The organism is Melghirimyces algeriensis, from assembly GCF_900182565.1.
GTDB classification, from domain to species: Bacteria; Bacillota; Bacilli; order Thermoactinomycetales; family DSM-45169; genus Melghirimyces; species Melghirimyces algeriensis.
In genome coordinates this window covers 323,059-338,996 of sequence record NZ_FXTI01000002.1, presented here as the reverse complement: position 1 = coordinate 338,996, position 15,938 = coordinate 323,059, and the positions used below count along the sequence as shown (strand labels likewise).

General features: G+C 46.3%; 10 protein-coding genes and 2 tRNA genes. 7 read left to right on the top strand and 5 right to left on the bottom strand.

Translation table 11 applies throughout. The features are described from left to right. Positions 1–2: 2 nt before the first annotated feature. Entirely contained in the window at positions 3–1,916 is a 1,914-nt protein-coding gene (gene selB / locus FN782_RS04775; protein ID WP_185956038.1) for a selenocysteine-specific translation elongation factor, read from the bottom strand. Positions 1,917–2,072: 156 nt separating this feature from the next. Here selB and FN782_RS04770 point away from each other — a divergent pair. Beyond that, positions 2,073–2,146: transfer RNA gene (locus tag FN782_RS04770), tRNA-Gly, on the top strand. A gap of 42 nt (positions 2,147–2,188) precedes the next feature. Here the strand turns inward: FN782_RS04770 and FN782_RS04765 are convergent. Together FN782_RS04765 and FN782_RS04760 are read right to left on the bottom strand one after the other, a co-directional pair. Continuing rightward, positions 2,189–2,440: a PGPGW domain-containing protein gene (locus tag FN782_RS04765; protein ID WP_142504622.1), complete on the bottom strand. Its 252-nt coding sequence runs from the start codon at positions 2,438–2,440 to the stop codon at positions 2,189–2,191. Positions 2,441–2,794: 354 nt separating this feature from the next. Further along, positions 2,795–3,424, bottom strand: a complete 630-nt coding sequence (locus FN782_RS04760; protein ID WP_142504621.1) for a CBS domain-containing protein — start codon at positions 3,422–3,424, stop codon at positions 2,795–2,797. Between the two features lie 276 nt (positions 3,425–3,700). Between FN782_RS04760 and fadH the strand changes: the two genes are divergently transcribed. The 4 genes from fadH (at position 3,701) to FN782_RS04740 (ending at position 11,611) form a co-directional block, all read left to right on the top strand. Continuing rightward, the gene (gene fadH, locus FN782_RS04755) at positions 3,701–4,468 is read left to right on the top strand and encodes a 2,4-dienoyl-CoA reductase (RefSeq protein WP_142504620.1); all 768 of its coding nucleotides are present in this window, start codon (positions 3,701–3,703) and stop codon (positions 4,466–4,468) included. 383 nt (positions 4,469–4,851) lie between these two features. Continuing rightward, the gene (pyc, locus tag FN782_RS04750; RefSeq protein ID WP_142504619.1) at positions 4,852–8,298 is read left to right on the top strand and encodes a pyruvate carboxylase; all 3,447 of its coding nucleotides are present in this window, start codon (positions 4,852–4,854) and stop codon (positions 8,296–8,298) included. A 163-nt stretch (positions 8,299–8,461) separates the two neighbouring features. Beyond that, the gene (locus FN782_RS04745) at positions 8,462–9,985 is read left to right on the top strand and encodes a class I adenylate-forming enzyme family protein (protein ID WP_185956037.1); all 1,524 of its coding nucleotides are present in this window, start codon (positions 8,462–8,464) and stop codon (positions 9,983–9,985) included. Between the two features lie 183 nt (positions 9,986–10,168). Next, the gene (locus tag FN782_RS04740) at positions 10,169–11,611 is read left to right on the top strand and encodes a SulP family inorganic anion transporter (RefSeq protein ID WP_246064842.1); all 1,443 of its coding nucleotides are present in this window, start codon (positions 10,169–10,171) and stop codon (positions 11,609–11,611) included. A 42-nt stretch (positions 11,612–11,653) separates the two neighbouring features. Here the strand turns inward: FN782_RS04740 and FN782_RS16675 are convergent, their stop codons facing one another. Together FN782_RS16675 and FN782_RS16670 are read right to left on the bottom strand one after the other, a co-directional pair. Next, entirely contained in the window at positions 11,654–11,812 is a 159-nt protein-coding gene (locus FN782_RS16675; RefSeq protein WP_185956036.1) for a hypothetical protein, read from the bottom strand. Between the two features lie 461 nt (positions 11,813–12,273). Next, positions 12,274–12,370 (bottom strand) — tRNA-Sec (locus tag FN782_RS16670). A 105-nt stretch (positions 12,371–12,475) separates the two neighbouring features. On the opposite strand from FN782_RS16670, the gene FN782_RS04735 reads away from it, so the two are divergent. Continuing rightward, positions 12,476–14,083, top strand: a complete 1,608-nt coding sequence (locus FN782_RS04735; RefSeq protein ID WP_142504617.1) for a hypothetical protein — start codon at positions 12,476–12,478, stop codon at positions 14,081–14,083. A gap of 282 nt (positions 14,084–14,365) precedes the next feature. Beyond that, positions 14,366–15,910 (top strand): L-glutamate gamma-semialdehyde dehydrogenase, encoded by a 1,545-nt coding sequence (gene pruA / locus FN782_RS04730; protein WP_142504616.1) that lies wholly within the window; start codon positions 14,366–14,368, stop codon positions 15,908–15,910. Positions 15,911–15,938 lie beyond the last annotated feature (28 nt).

Here is a 15,938-nt window from a genome sequence, read left to right as displayed (position 1 = left end):
CTTCATTCAGGAGCCTTTTTTTCTTTTATCAATATGCGTTGGTTACCTTGCCGTTTTGTAATTTCTTCTTGATCCATCCGTTCCAAGAGAGGAACGAGATACTTTCGGGACAGTCCAAAAAGATTTTTCGCGTGTTGCATGGTAAGAGCACCTTTATGCTCGATCCAATCCTTTACTTTTGTAACGGCCGCAACAAAGGATTCTCTGTGGAGAAAAAGATCATCGGTAAGAGGATAAAGGGTCTCTCTGCGTATAAGATAGCCGAGGATATCTGCACCGATGGATTCAGGAATCCCTGTTTCCAAGAGAAGTCGGGACCACTCCGTCGGAGTCAAATCTTCCCTGCGGAGGCGGTTGAGCAATTTTTCCGTTGGTTGCTTCCATTGATTGGGGATCGCAGGGGTGAATGAAGCCAAGGCAATTGTGTCACCGTTTTGCCGGAGAAGATTTCGTCGTTCCCATAACTGTAATAGTTGGTTGATTTCTTGGGTGCTGAAAGTGGAAAGAAAACGGGCGATCCATTCCGCTTTGGGAATTCCTTCATGCATGGGATGATTGCGATGAAAGCTGATCAGCCAGTCCGTTATATCTTTCTCAATCTTTGACAAGATATCAAAGGATATATAGGCAGATCCGATGGAAATGATCTCCCCTTCTTTTTCAAGGGGTTTCAATGATTGGTAAATCTGCTCGCTATTTTCGCCAAGTTGACGGGCAAGTGTTGTCACATTCAGGCAAGAGGTCTGGTTTAGCGCATTTAGAATGCGATCCGGCAGTTTGGCAGAAAAGGAAATCTGTATATCTTTTGCAGCCATCGGATGGATTTTCCTGCGAGGGGCCTGGGAATCAACCACTTCCCCGCCTCCAATCGTTGTAGCGGGCGTTGGACGGCGCAGGATAAAACGATCTCCCCGCAGGGCGATTACCGGCCTAAGCAAAATAAGCGTGGCATAGATTTCTTCTCCAGGATTCCACTCTTTTCGATCATAAAGAATCAAATCTGCGAAAACTTCAGCTGTCCCTATCAGAAGCTTGAGTCTGCTTCGATGTCGGATGGAAAAGCCTAAATCGGGCAGGGAGACAGCTCGAATATCTATTCGGTTGACAGAACTCCAGGTCCCTGGCTGGATGATGGTTTGTCCTCTGAAAAGGTCCTGATGCTTCACACCTGTCAGGTTAAGCGCTGCCCGTTGGCCGGCATAAACAGAAGATACCGCTTTTCCATGAACTTGAGCTTGCCTGATCTTTGCCCGGTGTCCTCCCGGTAGGATCTCCAATTCGTCTCCAGCAGTCACAGAGCCGGACTGAACGGTTCCTGTCACTACCGTTCCGGCCCCTTTTACTGTAAAGGCTCGGTCAATAGGGAGACGAAAGGGGGCTTTGTTTTCCCGTTCTTTTACATAGCGAAGTTGTTGGTCCAGCATCTGAATGACTTCGGTGATGCCTTCCCCTGTTATGGAGGATGTCTTTAACACAGGGGTGTTTTCCAAAAAGGTACCCTTTACGGTTTGCTTTAGCTCATCTTCAATAATCGGCAACAGCTCTGGGTCGGCCCGATCGATCTTGCTGAGAACAATCATCCCGTTTTCTATTCCTAAAAATTGCAATATGGATAGATGTTCCCGCGTTTGGGGCATTACCCCGTCATCAGCAGCGACAATCAACAGGACAAAATCAATACCGGCCACTCCGGAGACCATTTGTCTGATGAAGCGTTCATGGCCGGGAACATCCACAATGGAAACGTTGCACCCGGAAGGAAGGATCAGGGATGCATATCCGGGTTCAATTGAAATGTTTCGTTCCTTTTCCTCTTTTAAACGGTCTGTATTCACGCCCGTCAGTGCCTGGGTTAACATGGTTTTTCCGTGGTCGATGTGGCCTGCCGTTCCAAGCACAATCTGTTTTTTCACCATCACCGATTTCACCTTTCCGTCCATACGGGCATTTTGTAATCAGTCCTATTCTATCTGTTTTCTGATCCATCCAACAAGATGAGCGGTCATGAATCGCAAAAAACGGACTTGTCAAGATCACATAATTGCGATAAAATATTTATTGCTTCTGAATATGCGGATGTAGTTCAATGGTAGAACACCAGCTTCCCAAGCTGGTAACGCGGGTTCGATTCCCGTCATCCGCTCCATAAAAAAACGTTGCATGAAAGTGCAACGTTTTTTTAATGTTATTAAGGAAGGATGCGTTTCAGTTTGGGGTGTTTTCTCAGCTTATCCAGTTGTTTGGTTATAACCGGAAAGCGGTTTTCCATCTTCACAAGAAGATTTTTTGCCCAGGGTGACGTTTTAGATAAAATCAACATTCCCGCGAGAAAAAAGAGAATCCCGTGGAGAAAAGGGAGAAGCATACCGATAATACCCAATAGGATGAAAAACCACCCCAGCACAAGGCCCACCATTTGTTTAAACATCTTTTTGTTCATAGGAACTTTACCTCTTTCTCCGGTGGATTAGGGGAGCTTTCTAACGTCTGGGAAATGTCGGAGTAGAGGAAAGGCTCGTCCGATCATATCCGGAAAAAAAGGCCATCCGTCGAAAGCAATCCTGCAAATGTTTATTTTGTTTTGGCAGACAATTCGTAAATCAGAAGTTACCATTGTATGACATTTTATGTGAGAGCCTACGGCTTGGAGTCCTGTATTCTGTAAAGGACCTCCCGTCATTGAACGTCTTTATCCGTATTATACCCTGACAAAAGCCTTGGTTCAAACATAGAAAAATATGACAACAAAGGGGTGCTGGGATCGATCCCGGCACCCCTTTGTTGTAAGCGTATGCTACTTTTTCTCTTTTAAACTAAGTACGCGGAATCCTTTTTCCTCCAAACGGTTACGGATGATTTCAATGTGGGGAGTGGGGCTCACTTTCAGAAGGATACGGCGAGCGGCGGCGTTGCCGGCATCAAAGGTGACAACACTGATGATGTTGACGTCAAGGTCGCGGACTGTATCCACAATGCTTTCCAGTTCATGAGGAGCATCGAGGACAACTGCGAGAAGGAAACGGATGCCGGGGAGTTCGTGCCCGTATGTATCAGCTAAAGCAGACTCTATATCACTGATTTTAACAATTCCCAAAAAAGTAAACCCATCTTCATGGACGACGGGAACAAAGGGATAACGAACAATAAGAGGAAGTGTCTCTTCAAAATCATTGTTAATGGTTAGGGGAGAGATGAGATGAAGGGTATCCTTCACCGTTAAATCCTTGATCTCTTTACCCTGTTTGATACTTGCTTTCATCACATAATTGTACCCAGTAATCCCTAGAAAGTATCCTTTTTCATTGACTACAGGAATAGATTCTAGGTTGTTTGCTTCCAATGTATGAATCAGTTCCTTGACCGCAGTTTCCGGAGTGACTGTAATGATTTCTTCTGTTGGTGTCAGGCAATTTTTAATGAACAAATCTCATCGACTCCTTCCAGGGCTGGGATCTATCCATCATACTATTCGCTTTGGATGGAGATTTTCCTCTTTTTTTGGCATCAGTAATCCATTCCAATATATAATGTATTTCTATTTTTCAAAATCATCGGTTGACGGAAGAGGGGACTTTGGTTAGCATTGAATTAGTATTCACTCACCTTTCAGAACTGTAAAAAACGTGGTGGGGAATATGGAAAAGAGAAATTTTTTTGGAAATTGATGTATTGCCTAACCATACAAGGAGAGTGGAAAAGCATGAAGGGGAAAACAATATTGATCACCGGGGGAACAAGTGGCATGGGGAAAGCGATGGCCACGCGCTTTTGCCGGGATGGAGCCAATGTGGTTGTCACAGGTCGGGACCCGGAGAAGCTGGAGCAGACCAAGGCAGATCTGAGTGAATATGAAGGAGGAGTCCTCCCGGTTCAGATGGATGTCCGAAAACCGGAGCAAGTGGCGGAGACAGTAGAGAAGGCGAAGAAGGCCTTTGGAGAGATTGATGCCTTGGTGAATAATGCAGCCGGAAATTTTGTGGTTCAGGCGGAGAATCTTTCCCACAATGGATGGAATTCTGTCATTGATATTGTATTAAATGGAACGTGGTACTGTACTCAAGCTGTGGGGAAAGAGTGGATTCAGAACGGAAAGAAAGGGTCCATTGTGAATATCGTTGCTGCCTATGCCTGGACCGGAGCCGGTGGAGTGGTCCATTCTGCGTCTGCCAAAGCTGGCGTATTGGCGATGAGTAAGTCTCTGGCTGTGGAATGGGGAAGTCGATATGGAATTCGTGTCAATTGCATTGCGCCAGGACCGGTGGAAAATACAGGTGGGGTGGATAAACTGATTCTGAATGAAGAAATGCACAAAATGGTCTTGAAGAGTGTTCCTCTGCGTCGGTTTGGAAAGTGGGAAGAGATCGCCGGAACCGCTGCTTTTCTTCTGTCTCCTGAAGCAGAGTATATTAATGGAGACTGTATCACGATGGATGGGGGACAGTGGATGAATGGAATGCGATTTTTGTAAAATTTGATGATTCCATTTTAAAGAGAGACTGGGAGCAGTGTGTGTGAGTTTTTGGGGTTGGATTGGGCCGATCCGGTTTATAATAGAAGGTGAGGACGATTTCCTGCCGATTGCCCGGCTGAGGGATTTAGGCGAAGTTAAACAAAGAAATCCGATCCGGTTCCCATGATTTCGTTCTTGACGAAATCTTTTTTCTTTTGTACGTTAATGTACAATCAGGTAGACATGGACATTCGCTTTTGGGGATATTTCTTCTGAACGGATGGAAAAATGGAACGGCAATTTTAATTTCAGTATGCTCATGGGGATGGGAAACGTCTACTTGCAAAGGATGATAGAGAGAATCGTTGATACAGGATTAGAAGGGAGATTATCAGAAAATTATGGGTGGATTTAATAAAGTATTGGTTGCCAACCGAGGAGAAATTGCGATTCGAATTTTTCGGGCTTGCACCGAGCTGGGAATCCGGACCGTTGCAGTCTATTCAGAACAGGACAATACCGCATTACATCGATTTAAGGCGGATGAAGCCTACTTAATTGGTGAGGGAAAAGGTCCGATAGAAGCTTATTTGGATATTGAAGGTATCATTGAGCTTGCCAAGCGACACGATGTGGACGCCATCCATCCCGGTTACGGCTTTTTGTCGGAAAATGCGGAAATGGCGCGGCGATGCCAGGAAGAGGATATTGTCTTTATTGGCCCGTCTGCGGAACATATTCAAACCTTTGGTGATAAGGTGGATGCACGGGCAATGGCGATCAAGGCAGGGATTCCAGTCATCCCCGGCACTCCTGAGCCGATCCAATCATTGCAGGAGGCGATCCTGTTTGGAAAAGAGCACGGATATCCCATCATCATCAAAGCCGCTTCCGGCGGTGGCGGACGGGGAATGCGCATTGTCCGCAGTCAGGAGGAATTAGAGGAAGCATTAAATCGAGCCCGTTCCGAAGCGAAATCAGCTTTTGGGAATCCAGAGGTTTATATCGAGAAATTCCTGGAAAACCCAAAGCATATTGAAGTGCAAATTTTGGCCGATAACCAGGGAGAAGTGGTTCATCTTTTTGAACGGGATTGCTCCATTCAGCGTCGTCACCAGAAAGTGGTGGAGGTTGCGCCCAGCGTTTCCTTGTCTGACGAATTGCGGCACAGGATTTGTGAATCGGCATTGCAATTGATGAAGACATCTGGCTATGTCAATGCGGGAACAGTGGAATTTCTGGTGACACCAGACAATCAATTTTACTTCATTGAGGTAAATCCTCGCGTTCAGGTAGAGCATACCATTACAGAGATGATTACCGGAATTGATATTGTCCAGGCCCAGATCCGTATTGCCGAAGGCTACTCACTTTCAGACCCTGAAGTGGGTGTTCCCCCCCAAGAGGAAATTGTAACGAATGGTTATGCGATTCAATGCAGGGTAACCACTGAGGACCCCGCCCAGAATTTCTTCCCGGATACCGGACGTATGCTGGCCTATCGTTCCGGCGGTGGATTCGGCATTCGACTGGATGTGGGCAATGCCTATCGGGGAGCGTACATCACACCTCATTATGATTCTCTCTTGGTGAAGGTATCTTCCTGGGCGGTCAACTTTGGTCAGGCGGCGCAAAAGATGCTTCGTACATTGCGGGAGTTTCGCATCCGGGGTGTAAAAACGAATATTCCCTTCCTGGAAAATGTGGTTCAGCACCCGGATTTTTTGAGCGGGAAGTATGATACCTCTTTCATCGATCACCGACCCAGTCTGTTTGAATATCCCAAGAAACGGGATCGCGGGACGAAACTGCTCAATTATATTGCCCAGACGGTGGTCAACGGTCACCCAGGGTTGCCGAAGGGGAAAAAACCGTCTTTTTCCACTCCACGGATTCCTGTCACCTCCGTGAAACAACCTTATCCTGATGGCACCAAACAGATATTGGACAAGCTGGGTCCGGATGAACTCGCTAAATGGATTCAAGAGCAGAAGAGGCTTCTTGTGACAGACACAACATTTCGGGATGCACATCAGTCATTGTTTGCCACACGGGTACGCACCCATGACCTGTTGCAGATTTCCGAAGCAACCGGCAAATTGGCATCCGATCTCTTTTCCCTGGAAATGTGGGGTGGGGCTACATTTGATACCAGCATGCGCTTTTTGAGTGAGGACCCCTGGGAACGGCTGCATCAATTGCGTGAACGGATTCCCAACATTCTATTTCAAATGCTTCTGCGCGGGGCCAATGCAGTTGGGTATACCAATTATCCGGATAATGTCATTAAAAAATTTGTTCGGATGTCTTCCGAAGCGGGGATCGATGTCTTTCGGATCTTTGACAGCCTGAACTGGACCCCGAATATGGCGGTGGCAATTGATGCCGTCCGTGAGTCAGGCAAAGTGGCAGAAGCGACGATTTGCTACACCGGGGACATTCTGAGTCCAAAACAGGATAAATATACACTCAAATACTATATCGAATTGGCCAAGGAATTGGAGAAAATGGGCGCCCACATCCTGGCGATCAAGGATATGGCAGGACTGTTAAAGCCGTATGCCGCTTATGAGTTGGTTCGTGCCCTCAAGCAGGAAGTCGGTTTGCCTATCCATCTTCACACACACGATACCAGCGGCAACCAGATGGCAACATTGGTGAAAGCATATGAAGCGGGCGTCGATATCGTTGATGCTGCCATCAGCTCGATGTCAGGGCTGACTTCCCAACCGAGCTTAAACGGATTGGTGGCCAGTTTGGAGGGGATGGAACGGGAAACCGGGCTCGATCTGAACGCTTTGCAGAAAATCGCAGATTACTGGGAAGACACACGCCGTTATTATCAAGGGTTTGAAAGTGATATCAAGTCCTCCACTGCAGATGTTTACCTTCATGAAATGCCGGGAGGTCAATATACCAACCTCCATCAACAGGCGAAGGGTGTGGGGCTTGAAGCCGGTTGGGATCAAGTGAAAGAGGCGTATCAAACCGTGAACCGGATGTTTGGAGACATTGTAAAGGTGACGCCTTCTTCCAAAGTGGTTGGGGATATGGCTCTTTTCATGGTACGAAACAACCTGACCGAAGCCGATATCTATGAGCGGGGGGAACAGCTGGATTTCCCGGAATCCGTCATTCAGTTCTTCCAGGGTTATCTGGGTCAGCCTCCAGGCGGTTTTCCTGAGAAGTTGCAACGGGTTATCCTAAAAGGTCGAGAGCCCTTCACCTGTCGTCCTGGGGAATTGCTTCCGCCAGTTGATTTTGATGAGGTGGCAAAGGAATTGGAGGAAAAGGTGGGTCGCCCGGTTTCTGACGAGGATGTCATGTCCTATATCATGTATCCGAAAGTCTTTTTGGATAAGGAGAAGATTACCCAACAATACGGGCGCATATCCGTGGTGGATACTCCTACCTTCTTCTATGGTCTTCGACTGGGAGAAGAAGTGGCCGTTGAGATTGAAAAGGGAAAAACCCTGATCGTAAAATTAATGTCGGTTGGGGCATTGGGATCTGACGGGAAACGGACCGTTTATTTTGAACTGAACGGTCAACCCAGGGAGGTTGTCGTTCAGGATCTCTCTGCTGAGGTTACAGCGGAAAGCCGGCGCAAAGCCGATTCCTCCATCCCCGGACAGATTGGAGCTTCCATGCCCGGCAATGTACTCAAGGTGATGGTGGAACCGGGTGACGAGGTGAAGAAAGGGGAACATCTTATCGTGACAGAAGCGATGAAGATGGAAACGACCGTACAGGCTCCATTTCAGGGAAAAGTAAAAACGGTTCTTGTCAAAGCCGGAGATCCCATTGAGACAGGAGATCTTTTGATTGAACTGGAATCAAAACGATGACTCTGCCAAAATCGATCAAACCCCGTTCCAACACTTGTTGGAACGGGGTTTTTGTATATGTTTCGATCTAAATGTAAAAAGGTAACAAGTAGTTTTATTAATATAAATAATTTGATATAATTGCAAAGGATAAAAACCTAATATGAAAGGGGTATCTATCTATATGTCTGTTACAATTGGATTGGCGTTAAAAAATCAAGCGATGATGAATCCCGACGCGGAAGCAGTGGTTACGGTGCAGGAACGGTATACGTTTCGTGAACTGAATGAAAGGGTAAATCAGATCGCTCATTTTTTAATGGAACGAGGGATTCAAAAGGGGGACCGGGTAGCGATTCTCTGTTTAAATGACCATCCGTTTGTGACGATCTTTATGGCGACAGTAAAAATCGGTGCGATCGCGGTTCCCCTAAACTATCGGTTACAGTCAGCGGAATTGGAATGGATCATCGGCAAGTGTGAACCGAAAATGCTTTTTTATGACGATAAATTTTCTGATAAGGTAAAAAAGTTAGAAGATACCTGTTTGCAACAGATCATTCAAGTCAGCTTTCAAGATGAACTGCATCCCGATTATCGTTTGATTATGGATACGTATACCACAGAGGAACCCAATGTAAAGGTTGAACCGGAGGACCCTTACTGTCTTACATATACATCTGGCACCACGGGAAGACCCAAAGGGGTCATCTCCACCCATTCCAATGTATTTTTCTCAGGGATGAATACATTTGTTTCGAGTGTTCATTCCGATGATCGGTATCTTTTGGCCGTCCCTCTATTTCACATTAGTGGGGTTACGTGCATGAGCAGTTCCATTTTGATGGGTTTTACGCTGGTGTTAATATCTCACTTTCATCCCAGTCATATCTGGGATTTGGCAGAAAAGGAACGGGTTCATCAAATGGGTGCTGTTCCAGCGATGCTGAAACTGATGTTGCCCGCTTTGATGGAGAGTGAGCGGCAAGTGGAAACACTCCGAGAAATTAGTATCGGGGGGACGGCTGTAGAAGCGGAATTAATGAAACAGTATGAAGCTTTGGGTTATCCTGTAAGGGTGATGTATGGAGCGACAGAGTGCACAGGGACTGTTACCCAGCGGAATCCGATGGGAAAAACAAAATATTCAACCGTGGGCAATGCATTGTATGCGGAGTTTAAGGTGGTTGATCCGGATAGCGGGGAGGAGTTGCCGACAGGAAAGGTGGGAGAAGTGATCATTCGAGGACCGCAGGTATTCGTTGGTTATTGGAAAAATGAGGAGGAAACCCACAAGGTGCTCAAGAATGGATGGTACCATACAGGGGATGCCGGGTGGGTGGATGAGGATGGTTTGCTATATGTGGTGGATCGTTACAAGGATGTCATTCATCTAAGCGGGGATAAAGTGTATCCAGCTGAAGTGGAATCCGTCATTCAGAAAATGGAAGGGGTCTGGGAAGTCGCTGTTGTTGGAAAAAAAGATCCTTTGTGGGGTGAGACTCCCTGTGCTTGTGTCGTAGCGGAAGATGGGGTGGATTTAACGGAACAGGAGATCCTTCGGTATACTCATTCCAAGCTGGCAAAACACAAGTTATTCGAGGTGGTCTTAATGGATGATCTCCCCAAGAACAGTACCGGAAAAGTGATGAAACCGCAATTGGTGGAACGGTTGGAAAGCGGAAAGGAGAATGTAACCAAAGGGTAAGAAAATGAACAGACAGATATGATTCTCAAGGCTTCCATCAGGAGGCCTTTTTCTTTTTTATATCTTTGCTTTTCTTTCATTTTAAGGCGTACAAAACGCCTGGGATGTGCTATAATTTTAGTCTATGTCTACGGAGCCCGCCATCAACCGTCGATGGCGAAACCAAACGAAAAGAGGAGATCGATGAAGCAGAAATCCATGTTAAACAGTTGGTTCTCACAACCGCGAAAAGAGATTCTTGCAGGTTTGACAGTAGCTTTGGCACTCATTCCGGAAGCGATTGCTTTTTCCATCATTGCAGGTGTTGATCCAATGGTGGGGCTTTATGCCTCATTTTGCATCGCAGTGGTAATTTCTTTTACCGGAGGGCGGCCGGGTATGATTTCGGCAGCGACCGGAGCGATGGCTTTATTGATGGTAACCCTTGTCAAAGAGCATGGCTTGCAGTATTTGTTGGCCGCTACCATTTTGACAGGGATGTTGCAAATTGTTATGGCTATGCTGCGGTTGGATCGGTTTATGACTTTTATTCCGCATTCGGTTGTGATCGGTTTTGTCAATGCATTGGCCATTCTGATCTTTATGGCCCAGCTTCCCCATTTCGTCGGGGAATCGTGGTTGATGTATGCGATGGTTGCAGGGACACTGGCTATTATTTATCTTCTTCCCCGGCTGTCCAAAGCAATACCCTCTGCGTTGGCCGCAATTATTGTGATGACTGTGCTTTCTGTGACGGTTGGATTGGAGATGAAAACCGTTGGAGATATGGGGGAAATTACTCGTTCCCTTCCCGTGTTTCATCTTCCACAAATCCCTCTGACATGGGAAACATTGATGATTGTTTTTCCCTATTCCTTCACATTGGCGTTGGTGGGTATTTTGGAGTCATTGTTGACGGCTACAATTGTGGATGATATGACGGAAACCACCAGTGATAAAAACCGGGAGATGAAAGGGCAGGGAATTGCCAATATCACAGCGGGCATGTTTGGAGGAATGGCGGGATGTGCCATGATCGGACAATCGGTGATCAATGTCAAGTCAGGTGGTAAAGGACGTCTTTCCACATTGGTTTCTGGTGTTGCCTTGCTGTTTCTCATCCTTGTTCTTGGTGATATTGTCAAGCAAATTCCGATGGCTGCTTTGGTGGGAGTGATGATCATGGTTTCCATCGGGACGTTTGACTGGCAGTCCTTGCGGGAATTGCACCGGGTTCCGCGAGGGGATGCCTTGATTATGGTTTTAACGGTGGGAATTGTAGTGGCTACGCATGATTTGGCGAAAGGCGTACTGGCAGGTGTGATGGCTTCAGCGCTTCGTTATGGATGGAAAACGGCCAAGATCCAGGTATCTCGCGAATCATCGGGGGGCGTTATTCGGTATCGGGTTTATGGACCCCTTTTCTTCGGTTCCACCACACATTTTATAAAGGCATTTCAGGTGTGGGATGATGGAGAATGCATTGAAGTGGATATGAGTGCTTCCCATGTTTGGGATCAATCCGGTCTGAATGCAATCTCCCATGTGCTGGAAAAATACCAATCAGCTGACAAGCGGGTGATTCTGATCGGTTTAAACGAGGAGAGTACACAGCTGTGTAAACGAAATGGAATCCCACTGTCATAAAGGGAAGGGATGCCAATTGGCATCCCTTCTCCTTTTTTATCATTATCGAGAAGGCAACACCCAACTACACAACCGATGTACACTGCGGACAACGAAGCGATGAAATGAAATACCGGGGTTGGGGGAATGTTTCGGATTGCGTTCCTGATCCGGTTGACTCCAAATTTCCAAAGCACGTCGGCGGTAATGGCTGTCAAACATATGGGTCACCCTCCATTTTGAAAGCGCTTACTTATTCTTGGCTTTTAAGGCTTCATCGATTGAAGCACTTAATCTTGCTAACAAAAATGAGCAACTTTCTTATACCTATCATACCAGAAAGATCCCATAAGAAAAATAACAAAACAATGTCATTATAAGTGAGTGCCGAAACTCAAAGGTGCTCTTCGAGATCTGAAACAGACATATCGTAAGCCCTTGCGAGAGTAACATCTGACTTGCGATTTCCCGAACTGTTTATCCGAAAACCGACCATGAATTGCATACTTTCGGACCGGGAAAGTCCAGTTGTTTTCCACCCACAAAACGATGAAACAGAGGACAAAATTCCCGCATAACAAAAAACCTCCCCAGGAATCGACCGTGCACGCTGAGACTCCATAGGAAGGCGAATAAACTGTAAGTATTTGAACCCATCGAACAAACCCAACGGAGATTAAACATGGCGGGAACGCGTGGGAATCGAACCCACCGGAGACGCAGCGCGCCTCCCACACGGTTTTGAAGACCGGGGGGGACACCAGTTCCCCATTCGCTCCCAATTTGCTATGGAAATATGATATCATAACTTATGTTTTTTTCGAAACCCTATGCAGTTTGCTTACAATAGATGTAAATTATTGTATAATAAGGGTTGTTGTTTCATTGAGTACCAAAATGTGGGTTTGTGGAGTGAGAATTGTGGTGATACGCGTGACCGTTTTTTTTAGTATCTTATTTTTGTTTCTCTATTCAGGTTCAGTGGAAGCTTCCGATCAAGACCATGAACCCTATACAATCGTTGTACAATTGGAAGAAGAGAACAATACCGGGATACACGTAAAAGCACATCTTGAGGGAGTGACAAAAAAAGACCGTCTAGAAGGTCGGTGGACCTTTCAGGTTGATGGAGGCGGGAAAGTGCTCTCTCTTCAGGACCGAGGAGCTCAGGGACGGGCTGTGTTTACAGGCAAAATGGCTGATCGATTGAAAGGAGGAGAAAAGGTGGCGGTTACGGCCACCTTCCGCGGAAGCATTAATGAAAAGCGTGTTGACTTGTCTCGAACTCATACGATTACGCCACCTTGGGTGGATATATGGATGAGCTGTACGGAGGATCAGGTGCAAATCCATGGAAAACTGAAGCGAATAAAAAATGCTTCCGGACGTTGGCAGTATGAAGTGAGAAAGGCTGGAGATTATAAGCTTTTTGACCGCTATACTTCTGATGAAATGACCGGACTTGTACATTCTGCTGTGCTGAAACGACCGGAAGGTCCGTTTGAGGTGAAAGTAGTGGTAAACGGCAAGAAAAAAAAGAAGAAATCCGGTGATGTGATGGGAAGAAAAGGTGGACCTCATTTCAAAGCTTTAGGTAAGGTTTCAGTTCCTGAAAATTGTCATCATGGAGGGAAAGAACCGAGTTTTCCCGCAAAATCTGCTCCAGCTTTAAACATTCAGGCAGATCATACGGTTTTGATTGGACGGAAACTGGATCAGGAATGGACGGAGACTTCCGGAATGGAAGTGCGCGGCGTTCAAATCAAAGCTGCTTTAGATAAAGGGAAAAACATTCGGGGAATTTGGCGGTATCATTTTGCTTATCCGGAAACAAAAAAGCTTTCCGGAGGCAAAAAGAAGGAAGTGATCCGGCGGGGTGTTCTTGCATCTCACAAGGGGGTGGTGGAACTCCCGATGAGGCAGGCGGATCAATATCGAGTAATCGTCGATTTTCAGGGAACAGTGGATGGAAAAAATGTTCATGTGAAACAGCCCTATGTATTCCATATTCCTTCCATCTCTCAAAAGGTGAATCAGCAGTCAAAGAAATCGCAACCCAACATAACCAACATTCAAATGCATGTAAGTGGGCATAAGGTGAGGGGTCACTGGCTGTTGGCTGTGGCTCGCAAAGATGGAGAAGTATTGTATCTTCATGAAGGAAAACCGCACGTCAGCGTTCCATTGCCCAAAGGAGAGTATCTATTGAAAACCGTCTTCTATGGAAATGTGGATGGGTTACCGTTAGCGATCCAGGAAACCAAGACATTGAACGTTATGAAAGGGAAGAGCGAAACCTTTACCATTCCTGGGAAGAGCAATCAGTATCGCCGTTATGATGAAGGGGTTCGTGTAGCTGAAGGAATCAGGCAAAGTGGTAAATTGGTCAATTCTAAAAAAAACTATTCATCCTTGACACCCGTTTACAGCGGTGGAACAGCTGTATTTCTCATTATTCTTGGAGTCACTCTTTATCGGAAAAAGAAGAGATGAATTATTTTAAGTCTTGGTTTTGTAATGTTGAATGAGTGACGAAGCTTTCCCGCTTCTCGAAAAAGTAACCGGTTGGGTTGAAGCGAAACAACTGAATTGGGGTTGCTGTTTTGCATGAACAGTGTTATTCTTCTGGAGAGCCATTTGCGAAAGCGCATTCCTCAAGGTGGTTTCTGCCTTGGGGGTCTTTTTCGCGTAATGCATTCCATTGCCGGGTTGGTGATAAAATGAGACAAGTCTGGCAATGGATTGATTTTTGCAATTTGAGGAGGCTTGATGTAGATGATCCCCTATGATCACAATAAGTGGAAGGATTTTTCCAAAGAGGAAAACCAGAAGGCAATGAAAGCTGCCCTGGAGAAGGTTAAAGAAGATTTGGGTAAGGAATACCCACTCCTGATTGATGGAGAAGAGGTGTATACGTCCAGGAAATTGGTTTCCTATAACCCCGCCGACAAAAAGCAGGTGGTTGGAAAAGTCTCCATGGCTGATAAAGAGCTGGCGGAAAAAGCGATTAATAGCGCCTGGAAGCACTTTGAAACCTGGCGGAAATGGCCGGCTGAATCCCGTGCAAAAATCCTGTTTAAAGCGGCAGCCATTATCCGTCGCCGTCGCTTCGAGTTTTCCGCTGCTATGCTTTATGAATCCGGTAAAAACTGGTTGGAAGCGGATGCGGATACTGCGGAAGCCATTGATTTCCTTGAGTACTATGGTCGCCAGATGCTGGAGCTGGATAAAGGGAAACCGGTTATTTCCAGAGAGGATGAACATAACGAGTATTTCTATCAGCCGATGGGTGTCGGATTCATTATCCCGCCGTGGAACTTCCCCTTCGCGATTATGTGTGGTACAGCAGTGGCGGCTCTTGTCACCGGGAATACGGTTCTGTTGAAACCATCGGAAAAAGCTCCGGTAATCTCGGCCAAATTTGTAGAATTGATGCGGGAAGCAGGTTTGCCGGATGGTGTTCTTCAGTTTATTCCTGGAGATCCGAAAGAGATCGGCGATTATATTGTGGATCATCCCAAAATCCGTTTTATTAACTTTACCGGTTCCCGTGCTACAGGCACTCGCATCTTTGAACGTGCGGCCAAAGTACAAAAAGGTCAAAAGTGGCTGAAACGGGTTGTCGCCGAAATGGGCGGGAAAGACACGATTATTGTCGATAAGGATGCCGATCTTGAGTTAGCAGCAAAATCCATTGTCACTTCCGCTTTTGGATTCTCTGGTCAGAAGTGCTCGGCTTGCTCCAGAGCAGTGATTCATCAGGATGTCTACAACCAAGTGTTGGAACGGGTCGTTGAAATGACCAAGGAACTTGCTGTAGGTGATCCGGCAGAACACGGTACCTTTATGGGACCAGTGATCGATGACATTCAGTTTAACAAGATTCGCGAATACATTGAGATCGGCAAACAGGAAGGGAAGCTGGTTGCCGGTGGCGAAGCGGATGACAGCAAAGGTTACTTTATTCAACCGACCATCTTTGCCGATGTAGATCCCAATGCCCGCATTATGAAGGAAGAAATCTTTGGACCAGTAGTCGCTTTCTCCAAGGCGAAGGACTTTGAAGAACTGTTGGAGATCGCTAACAATACAGATTACGGTTTGACAGGCGCTCTCATCAGTCGCAACCGTGAACATCTGGATCGGGCTCGCCGTGACTTCCATGTAGGAAACTTGTATCTCAACCGTGGTTGCACCGGTTCAATTGTGGGGCTGCAACCCTTCGGTGGATTCAATATGTCTGGTACGGATGCCAAAGCGGGTGGACCGGATTACCTCCTCAACTTCATGGAGCCAAAAACCGTTTCCGAATGGCTATGATCCCCTGACATTCGTATTTTTAAAAACA